Source organism: Actinomyces sp. oral taxon 448 str. F0400, from assembly GCF_000220835.1.
In the GTDB taxonomy this organism is placed as follows: domain Bacteria; phylum Actinomycetota; class Actinomycetes; order Actinomycetales; family Actinomycetaceae; genus Actinomyces.
Window position 1 is genome coordinate 742,390 of the sequence record NZ_GL985606.1, and the last position, 24,023, is coordinate 766,412.

The following is a 24,023-nucleotide window of genomic DNA, read 5'->3' on the forward strand; positions in this document are numbered from 1 at the left end:
CTCCGGCGCCCGAGCCGGCGCGCCCTGGCGCACTGCATGCGGCGCGCCGCCGCAGCCCCGGGGCGCGCGAGTTGAGGACCCTGGTCTCGCGCCTGCGCGCCGGGGAGCGGGCACGGGACGACTCGGGCGTGCCGGCGGACGCCGCCACGGATCCGGTCCACGCCCTGGCCCTGCTTCGTCAGGCTCAAGCCTCCAAGGAACGGTTACGGCTGCGGCTGGCGGGGCCGGACGGCGCGGTGCAGGAACGGCGGGTGCGGGTGCTCGCCGTTGAAGCGGGACGGGTACGGATCGCCGACGTCGTGCGGCAGACCGAGCTGACAGTGGCCGTTCACCGGATTGTGTCGGTCGTCGCCGAATAGCCCGCGGCCAGCTGAGGGCTCCGGGGCGCCGGTTCCGGGTATCGGAACTCAGCCGTCGTCGAGGTGATCGAGATCGTCGAGGAGACGTGCGGCCTCGACGAGCAGCCGCAACGAGTCCGGATCGAGTCCGGCGAGCGCGCGACTCAGCCGCTCGTCGCGCAGGCGCATGTCGGCCTCGAAGGCCTCGCGTCCGTCCGCGGTCAGCTTCAGGAGGCTGCGTCTGGCGCCGGTCGTGTCGGAGATGCGCTCGATCAGTCCGGCCTTCTCCAGCTCGGTGATCGGGCGGGTCAATGACTGTGGCCGTTGGTTCTCCTCGGTGCTGATCCGGGACGGGCTGCTCGTTCCCCGTCGGGCGAGGTGGCCGAGCACCGCGATCTTGTTATTGCTCAGCGCCGACTGGTCGCGGCCGACTCGGAGCCGGCGCGCCAGCCGTAGCACGGCGAACCGCACGAGCGGCGCCACTGATTCCGGAGTCGGATCCACAACTAATACGTTATCACGTATTATTTAGTATGTGAACGCTTATTATTATGAGATGAGGGGGAGGACATCGGCAGGGGCTGCGATGATGGTCGCGCGAGGACTGCGCTCCGGGGTGGCGACGATGATCGTCGTCCTGCCGACCTTCTGGTCGATGCAGCAGCTGGCCCTCTGGCGGAAACCGCCGGTGGACGCGATCGTATTCGCGGTCATGCTGGGGATCGCCCTGCCTCGTGCCCTGGCACGCGCCCGCTGGGCGGACGCGCCGGCGATCGGCGTGCTGCTCGGACCGGCCTGCGCGGCGGCGGTCGGCTGCGGGATGCTGCTGTCGGATGGCGGCGCATCGCGCGCCGTCGGTGCGGTCGCCTTCTCCGCCGGTGCTGCCATCGCGGTGTGGCTGCGACGCTTCGGCTCCGCTTGGCGGGCCGCCGGGACGGTCGCGTCGACGCTATTCCTCGCAGTCCTGGTCCGCCTCGCGCCGCTGCCTCGGACCTGGTCGCAGCTGGGCTGGATGCTCGTGGCCGCGGGCGTCGCCCTGGTCTGGGCCCTGGCACTCCGCTGCCTGACCGTCGCGGTGCGGCCCGCCCCCTCCCGCCGTCCCGCAGCCGGGCTTCCGGCGAGCACCCGCATGGCGGTCCAGCTCGGCTGCGGGACTCTGGCATCCTTCGCAGCCGCCCAGTGGCTGGATCCCGACCACCTGGTGTGGCCGGTGCTCACGGTGATGGTCGTTCACAGCGCCAACCGCGGTCGCGGCGACGTGCTGCGCAAGGGCGCTCAGCGTACCGTCGGCGCCCTGGTGGGGACCGGCGCGGGGACCGTTCTGGGCGGTTTGTTCCAGACCGGCAGCAGGACGGCGCTCGTCGCCCTGTTCGCCGTTCTCGCCCTCGCCGCCGCGGCGCGGCCGTACGGGTACCTGTTCTGGTCGGCGGGCGTCACCGCCGCCCTCGTCTTCCTGTACAGCTATTTCGGCGAGTCCGGGGCGGACCTGCTCGCCCGTCGACTGCTCGGGATCGCTGTCGGCGGCGCCATCGGCATGACCGCCGCTTGGTTCGTCCTGCCGGTGCGCCGGCGCGGTCGGTCGATCCGCCTCGGTGGCCCGGGGAACCGACCCCCTACACTGGACACGTGATGGACGCAGCGACAAATGCATCGGCCGTGACCGGCTCCGCGGGCGCCACCGCTTCGAGCGGCACGCCCGACCCGGTCACCGCCGTCGAGCGGCCGGGCTCCCTGCCGACCAGGGCCGAGAGCGCCGCAGCCGCCAAGGACAGGACGCTGACCTCGCCGGCCGCCGTCGAACGGGCCAGGGCGGCGTTGGGGGAGATCACCGAGCCGCTGTCCGTGGGCGAGCACACGGCCGCGAAGCTGCAGGCCGAGCGCCTGGTCACCCACCTCTTCGAGTGCAACCTGGCGGGCTACAACGGCTGGCGGTGGGCGGTGACCATGGCGCGGCCTCCGCGGAGCCGAACAGCGACGGTCTGCGAGCTGGAGCTCCTGCCGGGGGAGGACGCCCTCCTCGCCCCGGCCTGGGTGCCCTGGGCCGACCGGATCCGCCCCGGCGACGTCACCCGCTCCGACCGTCTGCCCAAACGCGAAACCGACGAGCGCCTCGAGCCGGGGTGGGAGGCCACGGGGGAGGAGGGAGACGCGGTCGCCCTGGACGAGCTCGACCTCGGGCGCGCCCGCGTGCTCAGTTCCGAGGGCATTCAGCGGGCCGCCCAGCGGTGGTACGACGGCGACCACGGTCCGGACGCCGACGGTGTCCGCAAGGCGCACGCGGCCTGCTCGACCTGCGGCTTCTTCCTGCCCATCGCAGGTCTCATGCGTCATCTCTTCGGTATCTGCGCCAACGAGTGGGCCGCCGATGATGGCCGCGTCGTCTCCCTGGACCACGGCTGCGGGGCGCATTCGGAGACCGACCTGCAGGATCAGGGGCCCGAGTGGCCGGTGACGCCGTCGCGCTTGGATGAGAGGCTCATGGAACCGCTCGGCGCCGACGGGGCGTCGAACCGCGGCCCGCACGATCCAACGGGCGGACCGGCCGATGGCGCCGGAGTCGAGAAGGACGCGGGTGAGACGAGCGAGGATGTCGAAGAGCCTGAGAAGCGCAGGAGGACGCGCGGGCGCAGGTCCGAGGAGGAGTCCGCGGGGAACGGGCGGAGGAGGACGCGCCGCTCCCGCCCGGGCGCGTCTGCGTCTGCGAATCCGGTGGGTCAGAGCGCCCCGGCTGTCGGCGACGAGCCGAGGAAGACCGCGGATGCGGAGAAGCGCCGGGCGAAGAGCGCGGACGAGGCGGGGGAGGGGCCCGCGTCGACGCCGGAGGACACCGAGTTCGCGCGGGAGCCCGCACGCGGCTCGTCTACCCGGCGCGCGTCCGGCTCACGCAGGTCGGAGGACGAGCACGCGCTGGAGCGGGATCAGAAGGACGAGCAGCCTGAGGGCGAGCGCGCACCGGTCGAGGGCTCCGTCGACCGGGCGGCCGCCGCTCGCGACGCGGTTGCGGACCTCAAGGCCAGACCGCGCTCTCACAGCGATGCCCATGAGGCTGCAGGGCTGACAGCGCTGGCCGAGCTGGAGGCCAGTCTTCCCCGCCGAGGCGACTGAGCTCCTCCGCTCCCCGCGGGGCGGACCTCCTCACCTGACGAGTGCCTCCAGGCCGGTGATCGGTTCGCCGGGCGGCGTCGCTTCGACGACTGCGGCGTTGGCGATGATCCGCTCCACGGCGCCCACCACCCTGCCGCCGGCGGCATGGGGAGTGAGCAGCAGGTTGGGGGCGTCCCACAGGGTCGAGTCCGCGGGCAGCGGCTCGGGGTCGGTGACGTCGATACCGGCAGCGCTGATCGTTCCGTTGCGCAGGGCGGTCTCCAGCGCCGCCTGGTCGACCGTCGTGCCGCGACCCACGTTGATGACGACGGCGCGGCGCGGCAGCAGGGCGAGCCGCTCGGCGCTCAGTGCCCCAGTGGTCTGCGGCGTGCTCGGAAGCACCATGACCAGCAGGTCGGTATCGGGCAGAACCGCATCGACGTCGGCCACGGCGATGACCTCGAAGCCGGCGCGCTCGCCGGCCGACCGGGCGACCCCGCGCACGTTCGCTCCGAAGGCCGTCAACAATCGTGCCGTTGCGAGCCCGATCGCGCCGAAGCCCCATACGAGCGTTCGCGCTCGGTACAGCGTCGTCGCACGCTCCGGGTCGTGGATCGGATGGGCGCCGCCCAGAGTCGGCTCCCACTCGTGCCGGTCGGCTGCGCGCACCGCTGTCGGCAGTGAGCGCACGCATCCCAGCGCCAACGCGGCCGCGTGCTCGGCCACCGTGCGGTCATGGAAATGACGACCCGAGGTGATCGCCACCGACGTCGGGAAGCCGGCGGCCAGCACGTTGTCCGGTCCGGCGGCCAGCGTCTGGATCCAGCGCAGCCGGGTGAGGTAGCCGGGCATCGCACTCAGGATGTCGGCGCGGCCCGAACCCCCGCCGCCCCATAGGACCAGCCCCTCGGCGTCGCGATGCTCAGCCGGGATCGGCTCGGCCTCGCTGAACAGGACGACGTCGTGGCCGGCGGCTCGGATGGGTGCGGGGTCGACGTAACCGGAGTCGGTCAGGAGGATTTTCATGGCTTCACCCTGTCACGTTCGGACCGGACACGGCGGCCTGGTCCTGCGGTTCAGTGCCACCGGTGGCGCACCGATATGCCAGAATCACACCACGTGAGCACTCCCCATCCTCCCTCCACGATCGCGCCGGCTCCCAGTGGAGTCCTCGATCGCTTCTTCCACATCACCGAGCGCGGTTCGACACTCTCCCGCGAGATTCGCGGCGGCATCGTCACCTTCTTCACGATGGCGTACATCCTTGTGCTGAATCCGCTCATCCTGTCCACTCCGCACGACGGCATCGCTCCGTTGGGCACCACGGAGCAGATCGCCGCGGGCACCGCCTTCATCGCCGGTGTCATGACGATCCTCATGGGGGTTGTGGCCAACTACCCCATGGCTTTGGCCGCCGGTCTGGGCATCAATGCGATGATCGCCTACACGATCGCCGGCACCGACGGCGTGACCTACGCCGATGCCATGGGGCTGGTGGTTATCGAGGGGGTCATTATCCTCGTGCTCGTCCTCACCGGTTTCCGCGAGGCCGTCTTCAGGGCTGTGCCGCCGCATATCAAGACGGCGATTAGTGTGGGCATCGGCCTGTTCATCGCGCTCATCGGCCTGGTGGACGCCAAAGTCGTGCGAGCGGGCGGAACTCCGTTGGAGCTGGGACTGGGCGGCTCTCTCCAGGGGTGGCCGGTGCTGGTCTTCCTCGCCGGTTTCTTCCTCATCATCGTGCTGCACGTGCGCAGAGTGAAGGGGGCTCTCCTCATCGGCATTGTCGTCTCCACGGTGCTCGCCGCCGTCATCGAGGCCGTGGCGCGTCTGGGCGCCTTCGACGCCGAGTCGAATCCGACGGGCTGGTCCCTGTCGGTGCCGGCGCTGCCGGGCTCCCCGGTCGAATTGCCGAGCCTGGCGACCTTGGGAGAGTTCGACCTGCTCGGCTCCCTCGACAAGGTCGGTGTCGTCTCGGTGGCCCTGCTGGTCTTCTCACTCATGCTGGCCGACTTCTTCGACACCATGGGCACGATGGTCGCCATCGGCGCTGAGGGCGATCTGCTCGACGACGAGGGGAACCCGCCGAGGACCCGCGAGATCCTCGTGGTCGACTCCGCCGCAGCGATCGCTGGCGGTTTGGGCGGAGTCTCCTCGGCCACCTCCTATGTGGAATCCGCCGCCGGAGTGGGGGAGGGAGCCCGCACCGGGCTGGCCTCCGTGGTCACCGGGATCCTGTTCCTCGCCAGCATGTTCCTCGCGCCTATCGTCTCCATGGTCCCCTACGAGGCGGCGACGCCGGCGCTGGTGATCGTCGGCTTCCTCATGATGACCCAGGTGACCGATATTGATTGGAAGTCCCCGGAGATCGCCCTGCCCGCTTTCGTCACGATCATTATGATGCCCTTCTCGTACTCGATCACCAACGGCATCGGGGCCGGCTTCATCGCCTACCTCGTCGTGCAGTTGGCGCGCGGGAGGGCGACGAGAATCCACCCGCTCATGTGGCTGGCCTGTCTGCTGTTCGCCATCTACTTCATGCTCACGCCCATTAAGGCGATCCTCGGCGTCGGCTGATGGCGGGCCGCGGTGAGCGGCGGTGCGCAGGAGGGCGCGGCCAGGGATGGAGCGGCCTCGGGTCGAGCTCGGCCCGTACCGCCTCCCTCACTCTCTCTCCCCCCCGGCCGGCCCGCAGGTTCGTCGGCACCCGCGCCGGCGGTCGCGGGTCGTGAGCCGTGGCCGTCTCCAGCAGCATCAGCCGCGCCCACCGGCCGCCACGGGGTGCGCTATGGCCGGGCGGTCCGGGCGGGCGTAAAGTCAACCGTTCCGTAGGGTCAACGACGAATCTGGAGTCCTCCCCACTGTGATGAGCAGCATTTTCGAGTCGCTGAAATTCCACAACTATCGCATCTGGTTCTTCGCCGCCCTCGTCGCCAACACGGGCACGTGGATGCAACGCGTCGCCCAGGACTGGCTCGTGCTGCGCATCTTGACTGACGACTCCGCCTCCGCCACGGGGCTGACGACGGCGCTCCAGTTCCTGCCGGCCCTGTTCCTGAGCGCGCACTCCGGCCTGATCGCCGATCGCGTGGATCAGCGCAGGTTTCTGATGGTGACCCAGTCAGCGATGGGTGTGATTTCCGCGCTCCTGGCCGTCGACGTTCTGGCCGGTCGCGCTCAGCTGTGGCACGTCTACGTCGCCGCCTTCGCCACCGGTGTGGCGGCCGCCTACGACTCGCCCGCTCGTCAGATCTTCGTGGCGCGGATGGTTCCCGCGGGCGACCTCTCCAACGCCGTCGGCCTGAATTCCGCCTCCTTCAACGCCGCCCGCCTGCTGGGACCCGCAGCCGCCGGTCTCGTCATCGCCTGGGTCGGCGCGGGCTGGGTCTTCCTCGTCAACGCGTTGACCTTCCTCTTCCCGGCCCTGGCGCTGGCGACCATGCGCATCGCCGAGCTCTACGACGTCCCCCGCGCCGAGCGGGCCGGGGGCCAGGTGCGTGAGGGCCTGGCCTACGTGCGCCGCCGCTCCGACCTCATCGTCATCATCGTGGTCATCTCGGTGGTCTCCATGCTGACGCTGAACTTCCAGGTCACGATGGCCGCCATGGTGCGTTCGGTGTTCGCCATGGAGTCCGACGCCTACGGCACGGTCTCCTCGATCTTCGCGATCGGTTCGCTCGCCGGCGCCCTGTGGGCGGCGCGGCGACGGTCCCCGCGCGTGCGCACGGTGATCGTGGCCTCGTTCTTCTTAGGGGTGTTCACGCTGCTCATGGCCGTCATGCCGACCTACCCGCTCTTCGCCGTCTCCACGATCCCCGTCGGGCTGTGCGTGCTCACGGTCCTGACCGGTGCCAACCAGACCGTTCAGCTGAGCACCGCGCCCACCGTGCGCGGCCGGGTCGTGAGTCTGTACATGATGTGTCTCCTGGGCACGACGCCGATCGGTGCGCCCCTCATCGGCCGTGTGTCGGACGCGTGGGGGCCCCGAGCCGGCCTGGCGGTGGGCGGTGTCGCGGCTCTCGCCGCTTCGCTGGCGGCGGTCGTGTGGGCGCGGCGCCATTGGCATGTGGGCCTGGCCTATTCCGCGACTCGGCCCCACCTGTCGACGGTGGGGCCGCGCGAGCGGGCTCTGCCGCCCGGAGCCGCCTCCCCGGGCGACGCCGACGGCGACCGCTAGCCGGAGGACAGCGCCCGGACGGAGCCGCGGGCGTCAGGGCGTGGGAAAGTCGCCCTGCGCGGCGGGCACTGCATGATCCCGATATTCTGAGCGCGGCGCGCGGGCCGGACGAGCCCGCCGTCCGCACGGCGCCCGGCCTGCGCCGTCGAAGCGTGAGGAGACCCGAGCAATGAGCGAGCTCATCGACACGACCGAGATGTACCTCAAGACCGTCTACGAGCTGGAGGAGGACGGCGTCCCCCCGCTGCGCGCGCGCATCGTCGAGCGCCTCGACCACTCCGGACCGACGGTCTCCCAGACGGTCGCCCGCATGGAGCGCGACGGCCTCATCCGGGTGGCGGATGACCGCTCCCTGCAGCTCACCGATGAGGGCCGTCTGCGGGCCACCGAGGTCATCCGTAAGCACCGACTTGCCGAAAGGCTGCTCCTCGACGTGATCGGACTCGATCGGCGTCTGGTCCATGAGGAGGCGTGTCGTTGGGAGCACGTGATGAGCGAGCAGGTCGAGGATCGTCTGGCGGACATTCTGCAGGTCATTGCGCAGGATCCGTTCGGCAACCCCATTCCTCCTCGTGCGGCGGGTCATCCCGCCCCGGCCCGGGACGAGATCAGCGCGACGAAGCTGACCCGGGACGGGGAGGGGGAGGCTCCGGCGGTGGTGGCCCGCGTCGGTGAACCCATTCAGGCCGACGCCGCGCTCATTGCCGAGGTGGAGAACGCCGGGATCCGGGCGGGTGAGACGGTCCACATGCGCAGGGCCGCCGGCGGCGTGCGCCTGGTCGGTTCCGCCCAGGAACCGCTGGTCATCCCCGACGACCTGGCGCGCCATCTCTTCCTGCGTCGCTGAGATCCGCGGGGCCGGCCCTGTGCATCGCCCGGGAGATCGTTGTGATGGCGGGCTCGGACGCGTGGGTGATGCCACAGCGGTGAGCGGTCGTCCCGAGTTCACACGAGAGGTAAAAGTCCGCTAACGTTACCGGCGCAGCCGGCACCACTGGCTGTGGAGAGACGGGCAGAGCCCAAGCCTGTCGGTGTCCGTCTCCCCGTACCTAGAGCATCATCGGCAGGCCCGGGGGAACCACTTCTTCCGGTTCGGCGCCGCTCATGCGGTTGGCCCGGACCTCGGGGTGAAGCCCGCACAGCGGGCCGGGCGTCTCCCGCCCGAACCCGACAGCTAACTCCGTCGGCTCACCAGGAGATACCAGTGACTTCAAGCGTCAAGGCCCGTCACCGTAAGGCCGCTCGTCCGCTGACCCCGCTGTCGACCGCAGGTCCCACGGCGCGTCGCGGCTTCGCCGTCGCCGCGTCCTCCGGTCTGGCGCTCACGATGATCGCCTCCGGCGCCAACGCCGCCGGGGATGGTACGGATGTCGGCGAGTCCGCCGGGGCGCTGGCGGACACCGGCATCGGCACCATGGCCGATGGTGCCCGTGAGGCCGTCACCACGAACGCCGCCATCGTCGTCTCTTCCGAGGCCGCCGCGCCCGCTGAGGCCACGGCCGACGCCGCCACCTCCGAGGTCACCACCGAGGCTGCTCCCGTCGAGCAGCCCGCTCCCGCCGTCGAGGAGGCCGTCCAGACCACCGCTCCCGCTGAGGAGACCGCCTCCGCCGCCGTTCAGGCCGCTCCCGCCGAGCAGTACTCCAGCTCCAATGTGGAGTCCACGTCCAATCAGGACGCCGCTCCTGCTGAGGCCCCCTCCTCGTCCTCAGCCGGCTCCATCGCGGCGACCGCCATGCAGTACATCGGCGCTCCCTACGTGTACGGCGCCAGCGGCCCGAGCTCCTTCGACTGCTCCGGCCTGGTCCAGTACGTCTACGGCCAGTTCGGCATCTCTGTTCCTCATTCCTCCGGTGGTATTCGCAGCGCCGGCACCGTCGTTTCCGCTGCGGCCGCCCAGCCCGGCGACGTCATCTGGTGGTCCGGCCATGTGGCTATCTACACCGGCGATGGCATGATGGTCTCCGCGGACAGCCCTGGCCAGGGCGTCCAGTACCGTGCTGTCGACGGCGGGGGCACCTTCCTGCGTTTCTGACGTCATCCGACGTCTACACGTACCGCCCTGATGCACATCCGCTCGATCAGGGCGGTTCTTCATCGTGCAATTCCTCCTACAGGAGGAGGCGTTCGACGGCTAGGTGTGATCAATCACAGCCATGTGTGTGATCTGATCGTGACACGCTACCTCCTAGTCAGGTACTGTCACTCCCGTCGCGGAGCCGCCTGCGCGATCTCCGGTCCGGGGCTTCGTCCTGCCGTCCGGTCCGGAGTTCTTTTCCCAGACCATGGCAGGAACGGGGGAACCACGAACGGCTCGCAGGGCGCCGACACGGCGCTCAGCGGGTCTCTGGGGTGAAGCCTGTGAGAACAGGCCGGGCTTCTCCAGTCCGAACCCGACAGCTCACCTCGGCAGCTCAATAAGGAGAGACATGTCCACCAGTACCAAGGCCCGTCACCGCAAGGACGCCCGTCCTGTCACCTCTGTCAGCCCGGTGGCGCGACGCAGTATCGCTGCCGCCGCCTCCTCTGGTGTCGCACTGGCGATGATCGCCTCGGGCGCTCACGCGGCTCCCAGCACCGATGAGGCGGCCTCCTCCTCGGGCACTCTCGAGTCGACCGGCGTGAACACGCTCACCGCCGGTGCGCGGGCGGCGATCACCACCAACTCCGCCGTTCTGGTCTCTCCGGACGCTGCCGCCCCCGCGGATGCGGAGGCCGAGGCCTCGGCGGAGGTCACCGCCGAGGCTCCCGTCGTCGAGCAGCCCGCTGTCGCGCAGACCGACACCGCCGCGGCGGCCCAGCCTGAGACGACCACAGAAGCGGCGCCCGCGAGCAGCTCCAGCTCCTCGGACTCGAACGCCGACGTGCAGGCCTCCGCTCCCTCCGCGTCCACATCCAGCACGGCCGCTCCGGCCTCCAACGCCAGTGGTGCTGTGGCGATCGCCATGCAGTACGTCGGGTCCCCCTACGTCATGGGCGCCTCCGGCCCGGACGCCTTCGACTGCTCGGGGCTCGTTCAGTACGTCTACTCGCAGTTGGGCATCTCCCTGCCGCGGACCTCATACGCGCAGGGGTCGGCGGGCACGCTCGTCTCCGCAGCCGAGGCCCAGCCCGGCGATATCGTCTACTTCGGCGGTCACGTGGGCATTTACGCCGGCGATGGGAAGATGATCGATGCCGGTAACGAGTCCACCGGCGTCGTCTACCGCGACATCTACCAGACGCCGATCGGCTTCGTCCGAGTCAGCTGACACGAACGGCACGGCGCACCGCCGGCGAAGGCGGCCGCCCCTCTCTGGAGCGGCCGCCTTCGCATGTTCCCGGTGCGACGCGAAGCCGCCAGCGGCCCGATGTGACCCGCCTCCACGGTCACGTGCTTTGGACCACACCCCCATTGCGAGGCAGAATGGGCCCCGTCGGATCCCCGGCGCCCGGAGAAAGGGGTACACGTTATGGCCGAAGACAGAGTCGTCCTCGTCGGAGTTGATGGATCACCGGAGTCGCTCGGTGCGGTTGACTGGGCGGTCGCCCGGGCCGCGCGGGAGAACTGGCGCGTCCACATTCTGTGCGCCTACTCCTTGCCGTCCTTCACCACCGCCTCCCTGGACGGGGGGTATGCGGCCCTCGATGACTCGGCCATACGGTCGGGCGCGCAGGCCGTCGTCAGCGAGGCGGCCGATCGGGCCCAGGGCAAGGGGGTGACGGTGACCAACTCACTGGAAACGGGCGACCCTGCCGGTGTGCTCGTCGACCTGTCGGACGAGGCGGCGCTGACCGTCGTCGGGACCCGGGGCGGTGGCGGCTTCACCGACCGCCTGCTCGGGACCGTCTCCTCGGCACTGCCGGCGCACGCCCACTGCCCCACCATTGTGGTGCCGAGGCACACGGAGGGCGCGGATTACACCCCGGTGCGCCGCATCGTGGTCGGAGTGGACGGCTCCGATTCAGCCCGGAAGGCCCTGCGGTGGGCCGTGCGCGAGGCGGACGTCTGGGACGCGGAGCTGACCGCCATCGCGGCGGTGCCCATGGCGTCCGGCGCCGGAGCCCTGGCGTGGCTTCCGGCCGCCGTCGACCGCGAGCAGGTGCTCGCCGACGTCCGCTCCGGCCTGGATCGGGCCGTCGCCGACGCACTTCAGGACCACCCCGGCGTCGTGGTCCGCCGCCATGCATTGGACGGCAACGCGGCCGAGCTCATGGCGGAGTTCTCCACGGCTGTGGACCTCGTCGTCGTCGGATCACGCGGACGGGGCGGCTTCTCCGGGCTGCTGCTGGGCTCGGTGAGCCAGGGAGTTCTGGCTCATGCGTCCTGCCCGGTCATGGTCGTGCCCGCCCGGGCCAAGGACGACGAGGAGCCCCGCTCCGGGCGCAACCAGGGCACGCCCTGGAAGCGCGCCTGAGTCGACCCCGAAGGTCCGGTCGGCGGCCTCCGGAGCTGCCGACCGGAGCCGCTGCGTTCGACGGCGGCGGCCCGCCCCACCCCGCCGGGCGGGCGGACGCTGCAGCCCTGCCCCTCCGCCGCGTGCGGTAGGGTTGAGCACGGGCCCTCGTAGCTCAGGGGATAGAGCACCGCTCTCCTAAAGCGGGTGTCGCGCGTTCGAATCGCGCCGGGGGCACGAGCCGGGTTTTCCTTGTGGCAACAGGGAGAGCCCGGCTTCATAGTGGCGCGAATCGCGCTCGTGCGGTGCTTTCGCCGCGCTGGGACGCCGCGGACGACAGGGCCGGTCCGGGGCGATCGGCGTGGCTGTGCGTTCCGGTCGGGCGCGCGGTGGGATCGGCGGGTGCGCGGGGTCCGCGCTCTCCACCGCCGAAAGACCGCGCCGCCCCCGATCCTCCACCGGAAGGAAAGCAGTCACATCATGCACACGAAGAACCAGTCCAGGAAGCTCGTGGTATCGGCGGTGACCGCTGCCGCGGCCGCGCTGTGGGTGGGTGGTCTAACGGGCTGCTCCTCCATGGGCGACAAGACCGACGCCGACTACGTCAGCGTCTGCAAGGACCCGGCCACCGGCCAGCGCGTCGATGACGAGAAATGCCCGCAGGACCGCAATAAGAGCGTCGTGTCCGGCCCGTACTGGGTCTACGTCCCCACCTCCGGCTCCCGCTCCGTGAGCGCACCGGGGGTGGGGGAGAAGGTCCCCTCCGACTACACCGACTCGAAACCGTCATCGGACAGGGTCACCACGGCCGGCCGATCCGGCGGCTCGTTCTCCAAGGGCTCCGACACTAGTCACGGGGGTTTCGGCAGTGGCTCCAAGGGCGGATCGGGGTCCTGACGTGCTGCGCATCCCGATGGCACCCCGACCCGGCTGGCAGGAGACGGTCGCCCGCCAGGGTCTCGTGTTCGACAAGACCGTCAACGAAGTCACCGGCACGATCTCCCACTACTGGAACGAATCCGCCTGCTACGAGCTCACCGTGGGCGAGGTGAATCTGCTGGAGGGGGTGAGTGAGAACCTGCACCGCATGTCGAAGGATGCTGCGGCCTTCCTCGCCGAGGAATCCCTCAAACCCGATTCCGTGTTTAACCTCGGCATCCCCCGCGAGGCGATCGAATATGCCGCGGAGTCCCTGCGGCGGGGCGATCCCAGCTTCTACTCCCGCTTCGACCTCGTCTACTCCGGCAACGACGGGCGGCCGCCCAAGATGCTGGAGTACAACGCCGACACCCCGACCGGTCTGATCGAGGCCTCCCTCATCCAGTGGTACTGGCATGAGGATATGCACCTCAAGGGCGGCAGCGCGCTGCTCGAACCCGGTCTCGACCAGTGGAACGGCCTCCACGAGGAACTCATCGAGCAGTGGAAGCGCATCGACGACCACCTCGGTCGCCTCCACGGTGTGCGCCCGCACATGTACCACTTCGGGTACACCGACGCCGACGACTCCGGCGAGGACCTCATGACCGTCGGCTACATCATGGACACCGCCGTGCAGGCCGGTCTGACCGGCAAGCTCGTCGAGATGAAGCAGATCGGCTACGACCGCGCCACCTCCCGCTTCACCGATGGCGAGAACCGCCATCTCGAGGCGATCTTCAAGCTGTACCCGTGGGAGGACATGATGTTCGAGGAGTTCGGTCCTTGCATCGCCCGCACCAGGCCGGACTACTGGTTCCAGCCGGCGTGGACGATGTTCCTGTCCACCAAGGCACTGTCCGCGGCGCTGTGGCATCTTTACCCGGGGCATGAGAATCTCATCCCGACCTACATGTACCCCGATGAGGCCCGCGCATCCGGCGACACGATGGGCTTCTCCGAGTACGTCGTCAAGCCCCTGCACGCCCGTGAGGGCGCCAATATCGAGTTGCACGGCGGGGGTCTCGACATCGTCCAGGACGGCGGCTGGGGCGTCGAGGGGCACGTCATCCAGGAATTCTGCGAACTGCCGGACTTCCCTTGGACCGACCACCCGCACAACCGCCCGGTGCTGGGCACCTGGATGGTCGGGGACGAGTGCTACGGGCTCGGCGTCCGCGAATCCGACGGTCCGATCACGGACTATTACTGCCGATTTGTTCCCAACCGCGTCAGGAGTTGAGACCCATCAGCTGAGGTCCGCCGCCCCGCGCAGGGATCCGCCAGTCCCGGATCCGGCCCCCCGCTGTTCATGACCGGAAGGGACCACGTGTCCGACACCCCCAGGCTCTCCGCCGTGCAGGGCTTCGCTCTCGCGTTGGCGGCCACCGCTCCCTGGTACTCGATCATGGTCACCGCCCCGCTCATCGCCGCCCTGGTCGGATCGGGCACCGCGCTGGTCTACCTCCTGGCCGCCGTCCCGGCTATCGGCGTGGCCCGCGGCATGAATGCCAACGACCGGCGGGATCCGGACAAGGGGACCGTGTACTCCTGGGTGCGTCGCCGCTTCCCCCGAACCGGGTGGTTCGCCGGGTTCTGCCTGGCCGCTACCGGCATCATCGCCACCTCCGGCATGGCCTACGTGGCCGCCGACCTTCTGGCCCCCGCCGCCCCGGCATGGGCCAGGGTCGGGCTCGCCGCTCTCCTGACCGCTGTCGCCACGGCGATCGACGTGGGGAGCATCAGGGCCATGGCCGTCCTCCAGTATCTCGCGGCCGTGACCGGGGCGGGCGCGACCCTCACCTGCCTGATGATGATCATGGACGGCTCCGTGAGTCTGCGTCCGACCATCGGCTCTCCCCTCGACTGGTTCCACGGCGTTCTGCTGGCCGTCTTCGCCTACTGGGGCTTCGACGCGATCTACGCCCTGACCGAGCAGGCGGAGACGGGCGCGCCTCAGCGGGTCGCGGTCTCCACCATGATCGCCCTTATGGTGTTCTTCACCGTCGGTGGGACCGCCTGCTCCGCCGCCGACGCCTCGCCGGTCGTCTCCAACCCCGTTGTCCGGATCGCCGTCGTCACCTCCGCAGTGATGAGTCTCGGTTCCACCCTCGTTCCCACCGCCCGCGGCGTCGAAGCCATGGCCGAGGCCGGCGAGGTCCCCTCCTGGGCCGCGATCCTGTCCGAGGCCCGATGGTCCACACTTGCCGTGGCCACCGTCTCGGTCTTCTGGAGCGGACTGCTGCTCGTCTCCGAAGGCCTGTTCAACGACACCATCGAGGCGCTCAGCGTGCTCGTCGGCGTGTACTTCACCGTCAGCTCGCTGATCGCCGCCCTGCATGCGGCGTCCGTTCGCGAGCGCGCCGAGCAGTGGGCCTCCGTGGTCCTGATGGGCGTCATCACCCTGTCCGTGACGGCGCAGATGTTCACCGTCGGTTACGGCGACACCTCCTTGGCGGGCGTCGGCGGGGCGGGGCTGATCGTTGCCGGCCTGTGCCTGGCTGGCGCCATCGCCGCACTGGCGTGCACCAGGAGAAGAACTCGTGCGGATGACACCCGCGGGTCCGCTCCCGATGAGGAGGGATGTCGAGCCCGACGTCGGGCGGGCCGGCATGATTGAGCCGTATTTTGTCGCTATCGACGAGGGCGAGCGGCGATGAGGGGAATATTTTTGATTCGTGTGGAATCGTGAATGGTGCGGATGCGCCCCGGAGCCCGCCGGGGCCACCGCTCTCAACCGTTCCGGGCGCGTCGCGGCGGGCCGCCGCGGCCCCGCCACGGAGCGTCGGCGCCCTGCCGGACGCCGCTGCCGATATGTTGGTGATATGACGCCTTCACTCTTCTCATTCGGACGCAACCGGCGTCGTGCCGGCGACCCGACGGGCCGGCCTGAAGGCGCTGCGGCACCCGTCTCGTCACCGGCCGTACCCGAGGAGGAGCCCGCTCCGCCCGTCACCGAGGTTCCGGCTCCCGCCGTGTCCGCGGAGCGTCGCGCCCTGGTGGACGATGCCCTGGCGTCGTGGCGCGATGAGCTCATCGACCTCGGAGGAACCTCGAGCCTGGACGACATCGCGCTGCTCGATCACGTCGTCGACCTCACGGCCGCGCACCCCTCCGGCCTGGCGCAGCTGTACGCCGGGCGCTCCACCCACCTGGGCAACCTCGTGCGCGAGCGCGGCGCCCTGGGGCGGGCGCGTCAGAATCTGCGGGAGGTCGCCGGTCATACGGACCTGCTGGCCCGCAGGTTCGGCGTCGCCCCCGTCTACCTCGCCATCGGCGTGGCGAGCTGGACCGAGACCGTGCCGGTCGGCGAGCCCGTCCCCTGGCTCGCGGCCCCCTTCGAGCCGCTGGCCCGTGCCGACTCTCCGGATCGGCGCGACTGCGGTCCCGCCGATGGCCGCGGCGAGCACGATGGGGCCGGCATGTCGGATTCTCGTCGAGCCGCCCGGGCGGTCGAGGGCGGCGATGCGCCCGACGGCTCGATGATCGTGCGCACCGTGAACGCGCCCGTGCTGCTGCGCCCCGTGCGGCTGTCCGACGCCACCGCCGAGGCGTCGCTGACTCTCGACCCCTCCATCGAAGTCAACCCGGTGCTCACCCGGGCGCTGCGGCGCTACGGTTCGACCGCCGACGTCGAGGCCATCGCGCACGCCGCCCTGTCGGCTGAGGGCTTCACTCCGCGCGCTGCGCTGGCCCGCATCGGGAACCTGGGCCGCGAGTACCTGCCCGGTTTCGACATTCACGAGCGCCTCGTCGTCGGCGCCTTCGTCCATCCCGGGCAGGCCCTCATCGAGGACTTCGATGCCACCATTGAGCGCGCCCGCGCCTCCGCCCTCGTCGCCGCTCTCGCCGGAGACGAGGTCGCCCGCGGCGCACTCGACGTCGAGCTGCCCGCCCCCGCGCCTGCGATCGCCCGCCCGAGGCCGAGCGCGGCGCCGGTGATCTCGACCCCGCGCAGCTCGACGCCGTCGAGGCCGTCGGCTCGGGCGCCTCCCTGCTGCTGGACGCCCCTCCGGGCTCCGACGTCGCCGCGACCCTGGCCGCCGTCGTCGCCGATGCCGCCGCCTCGGGCCGTACCGTGCTGCATGTGCCCGCCACCGGCGCGGACGGGCACGCCGTCGCCGACGCGCTGCGCGACCTCGGGCTCGGCGACCTCGTGCTGGACCTGACCGAGGACGCCTCCTGGCGCCGTCATGCCGCTGAGGGCATCAAGGAGGCGCTCGGCGCCACCCCGCCCGAACTCGACGTCGCCGCCATCGTCGACATGCGCGAGCGGCTGACGGCCGTGCGCGAGCGCCTGACTCGGTACGTCGGCGCGCTCCACGAGCGACGCGCGCCCTGGGGCGTGTCCGCCTACGACGCCCTGCAGAAGCTCGCCGACCTGACCACCGGACGGGTGCGGGCCCGCACGAAGACGCGCATCGCCTCCGACCATCTGGAGCAGCTCGATGAGGAGGGCCTCGCCCGCGCCGCCGCGCTGCTCACCCGCGCCCGTCGGCTGGGCGTCTTCGATCCGCGAAGCCGCGCCTCGGCGTGGAACGGCATCAGGGTGACCGACATCGATGAGGCCACCGACGTGCTCGCGCGCCTGAGCCGACTCGCCGACGAGCTCCTGCCCGCCGTCCTGCGCCACACCGCCGAGGTCGCCTCCAGCACCGGCTTGACTCGTGCCACCACCCTGGCCGACTGGTGCGAGCAGCTCGAGATGCTCGACGGCGTGCGCGACTGCCTCGACGTCTTCGTCCCCGAGGTCTTCGAGCGCTCGGCCGCCGACATGGTCATCGCCACGGCCACCAGACGGTGGCGCGACGAGCGCAGCATTGAGATGAACGCCTCCACCCGCCGCCGCTTCATCCGCCAGGCCAAGGATCTGGTGCGACCGGGCCGTGAGGTGGGCGATCTGCACGCCGAACTGGTCAAGGTTCAGCAGCGCCGCGAGGTCTGGCGACGCCACGACCCCGACGGCGGCTGGCCCTCCCTGCCGCCCGGGCTCGATGAGATGCAGGCGACCGCAGACCGGGCCCGCCGGGCGGTCCGGGAGATCCAGCCCGTGCTGGGCCGCGCCGAGGACGCGCCTGATCTGATGACCATGCGCCTGGGGGATCTCGAGACCCGTACCCGTGCCCTGGCCGAGGACGACGCCACGGCCCAGGCACTGCCCGACCGCGGTCGCGTCATGGCCGAGCTCGACGAGATGGGTCTGATCCCCCTGGCGCAGGATCTGGCCGACCGCCGCGTCGAGGCCGATCAGATCGAGGACGAGCTCACCTACTGCTGGTGGTCCTCCCTGCTGGCCCGGATCCTGCGTGACGACCCCGCCATGGGCGGGCTCGACGCCAGTGCCCTCAACGACATGGCCGACTCGCTGCGCGAGCTGGACGCCGCCCAGGCGGCCTGCTTGGCGGGGCCCGTCGCTCACGCCTGCGCTCGGCGCGTACGCGCCGCCATCGAGACCGACAAGAACGACGCGCGCGAGCTCTACCGCGCCCTGTCCCGTGAGAACGGCGTGCCGCTGCGCGACATCATCGCGTCCCACCCCGTGGCCCTGGTCGCCAAACCGGTGTGGATCGTGCCGCCCACGCTCGTCCCCCAGGTGTTCATCCCCGACGCCGTCATCGACCTGGCGATCCTGGACGCGAGCACCCCCATGCCGGTGGCCCAGGTGATGCCGGCCTTCGTGCGGGCCGAGCAGGTCCTGGTCGTGGGCGATCCGCGGCGGGCGGCCACCGGACTGGCCGCCGAGCTCGGCCCTCTGCTGCCCAGCGTCACCCTGCCCACCGGGCGCAACACCCTCGACCCGCAGATTGCCGCCTTCCTGGCCTCCAACGGCTATGAGGGGGTCGTGGAGGCGGTGCCCTCTCCGCCGGGAACGTCTCCTCTGTCTCTTGAGCGCGTCGACGGGCGGGGCATGCCCGCCCCCGGGCAGATGGCCGTCGAGTCGGTGCCCGCCGAGGTGGAGCGCGTTGTCGACCTCGTCATCGATCACGCGTTGAGCCGCCCCGGCAGCTCTCTGGCGGTCGTGGCCCTCAACGCCAGGCACGCCGAGGAGATCCGCAGGGCGGTCGCCGCCGCCGTGACTGGCTCGGTGGCTCTCGAGGAGTTCTTCGCCGCGGGCGCCGCCGAGCCGTTCATCGTCGTGGACCTGCCCGAGGCGCGTTCGCTTCGGCGGGACCACGCCATCATCTCGGTGGGCTACGCCAAGACGCCGCACGGCCGCACCATTCACAGCTTCGGCGCCGTCTCCGAGGCCGGGGGGATGGTCGCGCTCGTGGAGGCGCTGTGCGTCTCCCGACACCGCACTCAGGTCGCCTCCTGCCTGGGGCCCGACGACCTGGAGCCCGAGCGGTTGCACGCGCCCGGCGCTCGTCTGCTGCGCGAGGTGCTCGTCCGCGCCCGCGGGGAGGCCGGCGTTGTCGACGGCGGCGCGGACGGGGCCGCGCCCGAGCGGCTCCTCGTGGACCTCGCCGAGCACCTGTGGCGCAAGGGTCTGGAGGTGGTGCCCCACTACGGCGTCGCCGACGGGCCGCGCATCCCCCTGGCCATCGGACATTCCGACTACCCCGGCGAGCTCTTCGTGGCCGTGCTGACCGATGACGACGCCTATGTCGCCGAGCCGAGCCTGCGGCGACGCGACCGCCACTGGGTGGAGCGGCTTCAGCAGCGGGGATGGCTCGTGCACACGGCGTTCTCCGCGGGTGTCTTCGTCGACCCTGAGGCGGAGGCGCGCCGAGTCGAGGAGCTGGTCGTCTCCGTGCTCACCGCCCGCGCGCGGGCCGATGGGGCTCCGCGCGGGCCGGCGGCTCTCCCGCGCGCGGAGGAGCCGGCCCCGGCGCCCGGTCCCGCTTCCGCCCCGGCCCCTCCGACCATCCCCGTTCCCCCTTCCGGGCCCGCGGCATCGACCCGCCCGGCGGGGCGGGACGGGGCGGCGGGGGACCCGGCCGATCGCGGACGGGCTCCCAGGCCCTCGGTCGCCGAGGGTCTGCCGTTGCAGGCCTACTCCGACGATCAGCTTGACGACATGGTGGCGTGGATCCGCTCCGACGGCGTTCAACGCGACGAGAGGGCGGAGGTCGAGGAGCTGCGAACGGCGCTCTCATTGACCCGCCGCGGTACGGGCATCGATGCGGTGCTCTCCAACGCCGTGCGGCGGTCCCGGTGAGTGGGAGGCGGCGCGTCGTGGCGCTCTCGCCCCAGGACCGGGCGCGGGTGGCGCGCGGCGAGCGCCCGGAGGCGGATGCCGAGGCGCAGCGCCGCCGAGGCCTGGACGCCCTCACCGATGTGCTCGGCCGTCAAGGCGGTGCGCTCGCGAGCGCGGGCGATGCCGGCGCGGGCGATGCTGAGGAGGCCAACGACGCCCGCCTGCTGCGCGAGGTCCCCCCGCACTGGGGCTGAGCGGGACGGGAGTCGAGCGGGTTCGGCCGGTCGGTTCAGCCGGCGACGGCGCGGGCGGCGCGCCCGGTCCGCACCGCGTGGTCGACGTCGTCGGGGGGCTGCGCCGCGTGGGCGACCGGCACCTCGGGGATCTCGTGCTCCGGTATCGAGGCACCCACCGCGCGCAGGACGAAGGTGTCCAGGGCGTCCAGATAGGCGGCGCGGGCCGCGGGATCGAGCGGTGTGGGACGTCCGCCCATGACGCAGGCGTGCACGAGCGGGATGACCTGAGCGGGGTCCTGGGACGGGATGGCCCCGCTGTCCATGGCGTCGTTGAGGATCCGGGTGAGCATCTGCGTCACGAGCTCGGCGTGGGCGCGCAGGCGGCCGGCCGTGCCGCGGGAGACCGAGCCGGCCAAAGGACCGGTGGCGGGGAAGTGGAAGTGCCGTTTGATGAGGGCCTGCTGACGCACGTAGATGCGCAACCGGTCGATGGGATCCTCGATGCCCGCCAGCGCGACGGAGAGCTCGTTGGCGTAGCGCGCCGTCTCATGCTCCATGAATGCCAGAAGGAGGTCCTCCTTGTCGGCGAAGTGGTTGTAGACCGCGGTACGTCCGACGCCGGCGTGCGCGGCGACGTCCGACAGGGTGATCTTGTCGAAGGAGTGCCGGTTCATCAGCTCCGAGAGCGCGTCGAACAGGGCGGTGCGGGTGCGTTCGCGGTGCTCGGCGAGCGAGTTTCCCATGATCTTCGGCATGAGGCCACCCTATCCCAGGAGGTGACGGAAGAGCGATGACCGTCACGAAGAGGTCGGATTCTGGACGGGAGGGATCGCCGCGGCGCGAACCGCCGCCAGGATGGGCAGGTCGGCCGGGAGCCAGGGGAGCGCTTCCAGGTCGTCCCAGGGCGTCCACCGCAGCGACTCATGAGCCCCGCTGCGCCGCGGGCCGTGGGAGGCGTCGGCCGGCTCGGCGAGCCATACGCGCATCCGGTGCCCGTGCATGGCCGGCCAGGCGGGCGCGTCGTCGTCGGGGAATTCACGGGGCCCGCCCCCGCTGGAGGATTTCGGTGCCGCCACGGCCAATCCGGGGGTCGGGCGGACCTCGGCCCCCAGGGTCACGTGCAGGTCGAGCTCCTCGGCCAGCTCGCGCGCCAGCGCCCGGATCGGGGTCTCGCCCGGCTCGACCTTGCCTCCGGGCAGCTCGAACCTGCCGGCGTGCTCGGGCGGGTAGGAGCGGGCGGCGCACAGCATCGCGGAGGGAGCGGCCAGGGAGTCGACGACGGCGGCGGCCACGACGAGCCGGGAGAGGCGATCGGTCACGGGATCGGTCATGGAGGGACTCTAGTAGGCGGGAGCCGGGGCAACGAGGAGGCGGATGCGCGGCGTCTCCGTGCGAGCGGTGCCGACCCGCCCGATCGCCTCGGACCCGGCGCGGCGACGGCCCGGGCCGGCGCGCACCCGCCGGGCGGTCGGGCCCCCGCGGCCGGACCTGGCACACTTCGCATCGTGAACATCGACTGGAGCTCCTGGTGGTCCAACGCCCTCAACCTCACCCTGCCCGACATCGGTCCGAGCCACCGCGCCCTGTGGATCGCGCTGGCCGTCCTCGTCGCCGTTCTGACCCTGCCGACGCCGCGCCGCTGGGGCCGCACCCTGGTGACCATCGTGCACGAAGCCGGGCACGCCGCCGCCGGCGTTCTCGTGGGCCGCAGGTTCCAGGGCTTCGTCGTCGAGAAGAATCTCGCCGGCCATGCCGTGACCGCGGGCAGGGAGCGCGGCCCCGGGCGAGCCTTCACCACGTGGGCCGGCTACCCGACCCCCGCGGTGCTCGGCGCCCTCGTCGCCCTCGCCGCGCTGGGAGGGTGGAGCGGCGCAGTCCTCATTCTGGCCGTCGTCGCCCTGCTCGTGCTCCTGGTCATGTCCCGCTCGGTGCGCACGGCGCTTCTCGTCGCCTTCGTCATCGTCCTCACGCTCGCCCTGTGGTGGTGGGGGGATGCGATCGGGGGCGTTCCGCTGCGCGCGGGCATCGTGGCCGGGACGGGGATGGCGCTGCTCGTGGGCGCCTGGGACTCCCTGCGCGACGTCGCCGCCTCCCGGGACGGCGCGCAGGACCACCGCACGCTGGCGTCGCTCACCGGCGCGCCGGCAGGTGTGTGGCTGGCCACCTGGTTCCTCGTCGACGCCCTGGCCACCGCGGCGGTGGCCCGGAGCGTGTGGGAGGGTCTGACGTGAGCGGCGGGCGGACCTCGAGGCGGTTCAGCGCGCGGGGCGCGAGCGGGACCGGGCCGGCGGGGCGGTGCGCGTCAACGACGGGCGCGAGCGGATCCTGGGCGGCGGGTCGGTGAGAGCCCGAGCGCGTCGGGCCGATACGCTCGGTGCGCGACGGCGGACGACACCGGCCCGTCCTGCAGCACTCACAGTGAGGAGCACCATGCCCAGTCCCGTTAATCTTCTCGCCCGAGGCCTTCTGTCCGGCGTCTTCATCCGCGGCGGCATCGACCAGGTCAAGGGGGCGCGCCTGCTCGCCCCCAAGGTTGACGCCGCCAAGGAGGAGTACGACGTCGCCGTCGAGGTGTCGGGGGAGGACCTGGTCAGACTCAACGGCGCGGGCATGACGCTGGCCGGCGGGGCTCTCGCCCTGGGTATCGCCCCGCGTCTGTGTGCTGCAGCCCTCATCGGCATGCTCGTCCCCACGACGATCGTCGGCCATCCCTTCTGGAAGATCGACGATGAGGGCAAGCGTCGTACGGCCATGTCGGGGGCTTTCAACAATGCGGCGATCGCCGGCGGACTGCTGCTCGTCCTCACCCGGCGCAAGCGCCGTTGAGCGTGTTCCCCGTGGCGCGTCCACTTGACCATCGGCGTGCGGTGCGGGCCGCTCCGGCTCCGCACCTCGATGGAGCGGGTGACGGGAATCGAACCCGCGCTGTCAGCTTGGGAAGCTGAAGTTCTACCATTGAACTACACCCGCGTTCACCCTCTGTGAGGTGCTGGAGCAGCATACCGCACGTGGGCTCCGAGGTGAAGACGCGCCGATCCTCCGCGAGCCGTCGAACCCGGTGCTCGTCACGGGTCGCGGGGAGCCCGTGCGGCCCGTATGGAGTTACTCGCCGGTTGCCGGTTAGTCTGGCGTCGGGTCGTCGCACCCGGGCGACCCGACCATCGACTGTGAGAGGCCCGTTATGAGTAACGCGTACGACCCGGCTGCACACCCGCAGGGGATGTCGAGCGGGTACAGCGCCCCCAGCGCCGACGGCGGTCGGGCCGTGGCACCCTACTCCTCCCAGAGCCCCTACGCCTCCGCCGCGTCGGGCCCCCAGCAGCCCGGCTTCCAGCAGCCCGGCTTCCAGCAGCCCGCTCAGGCGGCCTACGCGCAGGGCCAGCCCGGCCAGGGCTACCAGCAGGCCTATTACCCCGGGACGGCCCCCGTTCCGGGGCAGGGAGGGTATCAGCAGCCCGGCGCCTACTACGACCAGAAATCCAAGGTCGCCGCCGGCCTGCTCGGCATCTTCCTGGGGACGCTCGGCGTCCACAACTTCTACCTGGGCTACACCGGCAAGGCCGTGGGGCAGCTCGTGGGGACCATCGTCGGAGTGCTTCTGTGGATCCTGCTCATCGGGGTCTTCATTTTCCTGGGTATATGGATCTGGGCACTGATCGAGGGCATTCTCATCCTGTGCGCCCAGCCCGGCTCGCGCCCGTGGGGCGTGGACGCCCGCGGCGTGCCGCTGTCGAGCTGACCCGCCCCCGCGCCGGT

General features: G+C 71.1%; 19 protein-coding genes, 2 tRNA genes, 2 pseudogenes and 2 riboswitches. Of the genes and pseudogenes, 18 read left to right on the forward strand and 5 right to left on the reverse strand.

Annotated elements, in window-relative coordinates; genetic code table 11:
* Nucleotides 1-359: pseudogene (locus tag HMPREF9062_RS13465) on the forward strand (helicase-associated domain-containing protein); the annotation flags it as partial.
* Nucleotides 360-407: 48 nt separating this feature from the next.
* Here the strand turns inward: HMPREF9062_RS13465 and HMPREF9062_RS03185 are convergent.
* Entirely contained in the window at nt 408-842 is a 435-nt protein-coding gene (locus tag HMPREF9062_RS03185; RefSeq protein ID WP_009748588.1) for a MarR family winged helix-turn-helix transcriptional regulator, read from the reverse strand.
* Between the two features lie 52 nt (nt 843-894).
* On the opposite strand from HMPREF9062_RS03185, the gene HMPREF9062_RS03190 reads away from it, so the two are divergent.
* The gene (locus HMPREF9062_RS03190) at nt 895-1,968 is read left to right on the forward strand and encodes an FUSC family protein (RefSeq protein WP_156789952.1); all 1,074 of its coding nucleotides are present in this window, start codon (nt 895-897) and stop codon (nt 1,966-1,968) included.
* The gene (locus tag HMPREF9062_RS03195) at nt 1,968-3,443 is read left to right on the forward strand and encodes a DUF3027 domain-containing protein (RefSeq protein WP_009748590.1); all 1,476 of its coding nucleotides are present in this window, start codon (nt 1,968-1,970) and stop codon (nt 3,441-3,443) included. The genes HMPREF9062_RS03190 and HMPREF9062_RS03195 overlap by 1 nt, the downstream gene beginning before the upstream one ends.
* A 30-nt stretch (nt 3,444-3,473) precedes the next feature.
* Here HMPREF9062_RS03195 and HMPREF9062_RS03200 read toward each other — a convergent pair whose 3' ends face one another.
* Entirely contained in the window at nt 3,474-4,448 is a 975-nt protein-coding gene (locus HMPREF9062_RS03200) for an NAD(P)-dependent oxidoreductase (RefSeq protein WP_009748591.1), read from the reverse strand.
* Nucleotides 4,449-4,523: 75 nt separating this feature from the next.
* Between HMPREF9062_RS03200 and HMPREF9062_RS03205 the strand changes: the two genes are divergently transcribed.
* From HMPREF9062_RS03205 to HMPREF9062_RS03260, 12 genes and pseudogenes are all read left to right on the forward strand, one after another.
* Complete coding sequence (locus tag HMPREF9062_RS03205; RefSeq protein WP_009748592.1) at nt 4,524-5,999, forward strand: NCS2 family permease; 1,476 nt, start codon at nt 4,524-4,526, stop codon at nt 5,997-5,999.
* A 289-nt stretch (nt 6,000-6,288) separates the two neighbouring features.
* Nucleotides 6,289-7,599 (forward strand): MFS transporter, encoded by a 1,311-nt coding sequence (locus tag HMPREF9062_RS03210; RefSeq protein ID WP_050795248.1) that lies wholly within the window; start codon nt 6,289-6,291, stop codon nt 7,597-7,599.
* Nucleotides 7,600-7,768: 169 nt separating this feature from the next.
* Nucleotides 7,769-8,446, forward strand: coding sequence for a metal-dependent transcriptional regulator (locus tag HMPREF9062_RS03215; protein ID WP_009748595.1), 678 nt, complete (start codon nt 7,769-7,771; stop codon nt 8,444-8,446).
* Nucleotides 8,447-8,642: 196 nt separating this feature from the next.
* Nucleotides 8,643-8,803: riboswitch (cyclic di-AMP (ydaO/yuaA leader) on the forward strand.
* On the forward strand, nt 8,804-9,634 hold the full coding sequence (locus HMPREF9062_RS03220) for a C40 family peptidase (RefSeq protein ID WP_034253643.1): 831 nt from the start codon (nt 8,804-8,806) through the stop codon (nt 9,632-9,634).
* Nucleotides 9,635-9,864: 230 nt separating this feature from the next.
* A riboswitch (cyclic di-AMP (ydaO/yuaA leader) is annotated at nt 9,865-10,029 on the forward strand.
* Nucleotides 10,029-10,850, forward strand: a complete 822-nt coding sequence (locus tag HMPREF9062_RS03225; RefSeq protein WP_009748597.1) for a C40 family peptidase — start codon at nt 10,029-10,031, stop codon at nt 10,848-10,850. It overlaps the preceding riboswitch by 1 nt.
* Nucleotides 10,851-11,051: 201 nt before the next feature.
* Nucleotides 11,052-11,996 carry a universal stress protein gene (locus tag HMPREF9062_RS03230; protein WP_009748598.1) on the forward strand — a complete coding sequence of 315 codons (945 nt, stop codon included), beginning with the start codon at nt 11,052-11,054 and terminating at the stop codon, nt 11,994-11,996.
* 143 nt (nt 11,997-12,139) lie between these two features.
* Nucleotides 12,140-12,212, forward strand: a tRNA-Arg gene (locus HMPREF9062_RS03235).
* Nucleotides 12,213-12,455: 243 nt separating this feature from the next.
* On the forward strand, nt 12,456-12,872 hold the full coding sequence (locus tag HMPREF9062_RS03240; protein ID WP_034253647.1) for a hypothetical protein: 417 nt from the start codon (nt 12,456-12,458) through the stop codon (nt 12,870-12,872).
* 1 nt (nt 12,873) lies between these two features.
* The gene (locus HMPREF9062_RS03245; protein ID WP_009748600.1) at nt 12,874-14,136 is read left to right on the forward strand and encodes a glutathionylspermidine synthase family protein; all 1,263 of its coding nucleotides are present in this window, start codon (nt 12,874-12,876) and stop codon (nt 14,134-14,136) included.
* An 87-nt stretch (nt 14,137-14,223) separates the two neighbouring features.
* Nucleotides 14,224-15,513: an APC family permease gene (locus HMPREF9062_RS03250; protein WP_156789953.1), complete on the forward strand. Its 1,290-nt coding sequence runs from the start codon at nt 14,224-14,226 to the stop codon at nt 15,511-15,513.
* A gap of 205 nt (nt 15,514-15,718) precedes the next feature.
* Nucleotides 15,719-20,052: pseudogene (locus tag HMPREF9062_RS03255) on the forward strand (DNA helicase).
* 17 nt (nt 20,053-20,069) lie between these two features.
* Nucleotides 20,070-20,285: a hypothetical protein gene (locus tag HMPREF9062_RS03260; protein WP_034253650.1), complete on the forward strand. Its 216-nt coding sequence runs from the start codon at nt 20,070-20,072 to the stop codon at nt 20,283-20,285.
* A 35-nt stretch (nt 20,286-20,320) separates the two neighbouring features.
* Here HMPREF9062_RS03260 and HMPREF9062_RS03265 read toward each other — a convergent pair whose 3' ends face one another.
* Both HMPREF9062_RS03265 and HMPREF9062_RS03270 read right to left on the reverse strand, forming a co-directional pair.
* Nucleotides 20,321-21,022 (reverse strand): TetR/AcrR family transcriptional regulator, encoded by a 702-nt coding sequence (locus HMPREF9062_RS03265; protein WP_009748605.1) that lies wholly within the window; start codon nt 21,020-21,022, stop codon nt 20,321-20,323.
* Nucleotides 21,023-21,064: 42 nt separating this feature from the next.
* On the reverse strand, nt 21,065-21,598 hold the full coding sequence (locus HMPREF9062_RS03270) for a (deoxy)nucleoside triphosphate pyrophosphohydrolase (protein WP_009748606.1): 534 nt from the start codon (nt 21,596-21,598) through the stop codon (nt 21,065-21,067).
* Between the two features lie 174 nt (nt 21,599-21,772).
* Here HMPREF9062_RS03270 and HMPREF9062_RS03275 point away from each other — a divergent pair, with 174 nt between their 5' ends.
* On the forward strand, nt 21,773-22,498 hold the full coding sequence (locus HMPREF9062_RS03275; protein ID WP_009748607.1) for a M50 family metallopeptidase: 726 nt from the start codon (nt 21,773-21,775) through the stop codon (nt 22,496-22,498).
* A 199-nt stretch (nt 22,499-22,697) separates the two neighbouring features.
* The gene (locus tag HMPREF9062_RS03280; RefSeq protein WP_009748608.1) at nt 22,698-23,093 is read left to right on the forward strand and encodes a DoxX family protein; all 396 of its coding nucleotides are present in this window, start codon (nt 22,698-22,700) and stop codon (nt 23,091-23,093) included.
* 70 nt (nt 23,094-23,163) lie between these two features.
* On the opposite strand, the gene HMPREF9062_RS03285 is transcribed toward HMPREF9062_RS03280, so the two are convergent.
* Nucleotides 23,164-23,237, reverse strand: a tRNA-Gly gene (locus HMPREF9062_RS03285).
* Between the two features lie 211 nt (nt 23,238-23,448).
* Here HMPREF9062_RS03285 and HMPREF9062_RS03290 point away from each other — a divergent pair.
* Nucleotides 23,449-24,006 carry a TM2 domain-containing protein gene (locus HMPREF9062_RS03290; protein ID WP_009748609.1) on the forward strand — a complete coding sequence of 186 codons (558 nt, stop codon included), beginning with the start codon at nt 23,449-23,451 and terminating at the stop codon, nt 24,004-24,006.
* The last annotated feature ends 17 nt before the right edge of the window (nt 24,007-24,023 follow it).